Origin of the sequence: Streptomyces sp. OfavH-34-F (assembly GCF_022347745.1) — a bacterium.
In the GTDB taxonomy this organism is placed as follows: domain Bacteria; phylum Actinomycetota; class Actinomycetes; order Streptomycetales; family Streptomycetaceae; genus Streptomyces.
On record NZ_JAKRGC010000477.1, the window covers coordinates 1 to 3,480 of the forward strand.

4 protein-coding genes are annotated in these 3,480 nt (G+C 72.1%); all 4 read right to left on the reverse strand.

Features of this window, described 5'->3' with window-relative positions; all coding sequences use genetic code 11:
* Positions 1–374: 374 nt before the first annotated feature.
* A complete protein-coding gene (gene proC / locus MHW47_RS33560; protein ID WP_239227624.1) occupies positions 375–1,184 on the reverse strand; it encodes a pyrroline-5-carboxylate reductase in 810 nt (269 codons plus the stop codon).
* Positions 1,185–1,258: 74 nt separating this feature from the next.
* Entirely contained in the window at positions 1,259–2,047 is a 789-nt protein-coding gene (locus MHW47_RS33565; protein ID WP_239227625.1) for an ABC transporter permease, read from the reverse strand.
* The gene (locus MHW47_RS33570) at positions 2,044–2,811 is read right to left on the reverse strand and encodes an ABC transporter ATP-binding protein (protein WP_239227626.1); all 768 of its coding nucleotides are present in this window, start codon (positions 2,809–2,811) and stop codon (positions 2,044–2,046) included. The genes MHW47_RS33565 and MHW47_RS33570 overlap by 4 nt, the downstream gene beginning before the upstream one ends.
* An 87-nt stretch (positions 2,812–2,898) precedes the next feature.
* Positions 2,899–3,474 carry a hypothetical protein gene (locus tag MHW47_RS33575; protein WP_239227627.1) on the reverse strand — a complete coding sequence of 192 codons (576 nt, stop codon included), beginning with the start codon at positions 3,472–3,474 and terminating at the stop codon, positions 2,899–2,901.
* Positions 3,475–3,480 lie beyond the last annotated feature (6 nt).

The window sequence follows — 3,480 nt, forward strand, 5'->3', positions numbered from 1 at the left end:
CGTTTTTCGCTTTCCAGGTCTTCGCTTTCGCGTTTCCCTTTCCGGCGAGTCCGACTCTATCAGATCCTTTCGGGCCTGATTCCCAGTCAGCGGGGCTTGTCCTCCCGGCCGTTGGGCCGTTCCGACGAGTGAGACATTAGCGGAATCCTGGGCCCCGACGCTAATCGGGGTCGCGTTCCTTCGAACGCGGATTCCTCATTTCGCATATGCGCACAGCAAGGCATGCGACAGCTGTCGCGTGCTCGTTGTGGTTACTGCGGAATGGCTGTCCGGGGACCGACCGGGGTCGGCGCTCACGTCGGACAACTCGGAGCACACTACGTACCGGGAGGCGGTGTGTCAACCCAAGGGTTGCCCATGTCGTGGGGGCGCGGTCAGCCGTTGCCGGAGGCCAGCTCGCGGCTGCGGTCGCGGGCCGCTTCGAGGGCGGCGATGAGGGCTGCCCGTACCCCGTGGTTCTCCAGCTCGCGGATGGCGCTGATGGTCGTGCCGGCCGGGCTGGTGACGGCCTCGCGGAGCTTCACCGGGTGCTCGCCGCTGTCCCGGAGCATCACGGCGGCGCCGATCGCGGCCTGCACGATCAGGTCGTGGGCCTGGGCGCGCGGCAGGCCGAGCAGGATGCCCGCGTCCGTCATCGCCTCCACCAGGAAGTAGAAGTACGCCGGGCCCGAGCCGGACAGGGCGGTGGCCGCGTCCTGCTGGGACTCCGGGACGCGCAGGGTCTTGCCGACGCCCTTGAAGATGGCCTCCGCCGCGGCGAGGTGCTCGCCCGTCGCGTGGCTGCCGCCCGAGATGACGGACATGCCCTCGTCCACCAGGACCGGCGTGTTCGGCATGACGCGTACGACCGGCGTACCCGCGCTCAGGCGCTCCTCGATGAACGCGGTCGTGATGCCGGCCGCCGCGCTCACCACCAGCCGGTCCGCCGTGAGGTGCGGGGCCAGCTCGTCCAGGAGGCGGCCCATGTCCTGCGGCTTGACCGCGAGGATGAGGATGTCGGCCCGCTTCGCCGCCTCGGCGTTGCTGACGGCCTCCACGCCGTAGCGGTCGCGCAGTTCGGCGGCCCGGTCCGAGCGGCGGGTGGTGACCAGCAGGTCCGCCGGGCGCCAGCCGCCCCGGATCACCCCGCTGAGCAGGGCCTCGCCGATCTTGCCGGTACCGAGGACTGCAACTGTCTGGCTCATGCCGTTCACCTTCCGGGCGGTGCTCGATGTGCGCGGTGCTCAGGGCTCGTCGGCGCCATCTTCGCACCGCCCCCTCACACCGTGCGGCGCCGGAGCGTGGCGGCACCGAGGCCCAGCACCAGCAGCGCGCTGCCCGCCACGATCAGGACGTCGCGGACGAAGGCACCGGTCACGTCGGCGTGCCGGAGCACCTCGTTCATGCCGTCCACGGCGTACGACATGGGCAGCACGTCCGAGACGGCCTCCAGGAACGGGGCCATCCGGTCGCGCGGCACGAACAGGCCGCAGAGCAGCAGCTGCGGGAAGATCACCGCGGGCATGAACTGCACGGCCTGGAACTCGGACGCCGCGAACGCCGAGACGAACAGGCCGAGGGCCGTGCCGAGCAGCGCGTCGAGCAGGGCCACCAGGAGCAGCAGCCAGGGCGAGCCCATGACGTCCAGACCGAGGGCCCACACCGACAGGCCGGTGGCCAGGGCCGACTGCAGTACGGCGACGGCGCCGAAGGCGAGCGCGTAACCGGCGATCAGGTCGCCCTTGCCGAGCGGCATGGCGAGCAGGCGCTCCAGGGTGCCCGAGGTGCGTTCGCGCAGGGTGGCGATCGACGTCACCAGGAACATCGTGATCAGCGGGAAGATGCCGAGCAGCGAGGCCCCGATGGAGTCGAAGGTGCGCGGGCTGCCGTCGAAGACGTACCGCAGCAGCGTGATCAGGACGACCGGGACCAGCAGGAGCAGCACGACCGTGCGGGGGTCGTGGGCGAGCTGGCGCAGGACGCGGGCGGCGGTGGCCAGGGTGCGGGCCGGGCTCAGCGGCGGCGCGCTCCCGGCGGGAGCGGCGAGGGCGGTGTCGGTGGTGGTCATCGGTCGTTCTCCTTGCGGTGGGCGGCCGCGTCGACCAGGTGGAGGAAGGCGGCTTCGACGGTGTCGGTGCCGGCGGTGGCGCGCAGCGCCTCGGGGGTGTCGTCGGCGAGGACGCGGCCCTCGCGCATCAGGAGCAGCCGGTGGCAGCGTTCGGCCTCGTCCATGACGTGCGAGGAGATGAGCAGCGTGGTGCCGCGTTCGGCCGCCAGGGTGTGGAACAGCTGCCACAGGTCGCGGCGCAGGACCGGGTCCAGGCCGACCGTGAGTTCGTCGAGGACGAGCAGGTCGGGGGTGCCGAGGAGGGCGACGGCGAGCGAGACGCGGGTGCGCTGGCCGCCGGAGAGGTTGCCGGCCAGGGCGTCCTCGTGGCTGGTCAGGTCCACTTCGGCGAGCGCCCGGGTGACGGCGGCGCGGCGCTCGTCGCGGTGTGCGCGGCCCGGCCGGAGGATCGCCGCGAAGTAGTCGAGGTTCTGCCGGACGGTGAGGTCGGTGTAGACGGAGGGCGCCTGCGTGACGTAGCCGACGCGGGGGCGCAGGGAGGGGTGACCGGCGGGGCTGCCGAGCACCGTGAGCGTGCCGGTCACCTTGGCCTGGGTGCCGACGACGGCGCGCATGAGGGTGGATTTGCCGCAGCCGGAGGGGCCGAGGAGGCCGGTGATCCTGCCGGGTTCGACCGTGAAGTCGAGGCCCTGGAGGACGGTGCGGCTGCCGCGTACGACGGTGAGGCCACGGGCCTCGACGGCACTGCCCGAAGAATTCATCATGTGATGAATTCTTGTCGCCGGGGCACGACGCGTCAAGGGGCCGCGCGTCTGCGCGGCCCCTTGAGGGTGTGGTGGTGATGCGGGTGGTTAGCGGCGGCGGGGCTTCCTGCCCTTGCCGGACCTGCGGCCGGCCGGGTTGCCGGTACGGGCGGAGCGGCGCTTCTCGTACCGGGCGACGGCCTCCTCGTACTCCGCGCGCCGCAGCTTCTCGCCGGGCGCCTCGGTGAACGTACGGAAGAAGTACGCGAGCAGGGAGCCGACGAAGCCGATGGCCTTGAGGCCGCGCAGGTTCTCCTCGCGGGCGGGGTCGGCCGGGCGGCTGCCGAAGCCCTCCCAGGTCTTGCGGAAGGCGATGGCGCTGCAGATGGCGAACATCGCGACGACCAGGACGCCGACGAAGCCGCCGATGTCGGCGATCTCCAGGCCCTGGAAGGCGAAGCGCAGGACGAAGCAGGAGGCGACGGCCGCGGCGAGCGAGCCGACGGCCGCTCCGGCGCGGCGCAGACCGTAGTGGCCGTCGTGGTGGAGCCAGGTGGTGCCGAAGAAGCGCAGCGGCTCGGGCTGCGGGCCCTGCGGGGTCGCGGCGGCGCCGGCCGAGGCCGCCGCGGGCTCGGACGGCCCGGTGGCCGTGCCGTCGTCGGGGGTCTCGCTGTTCTCGCTCACGTGACG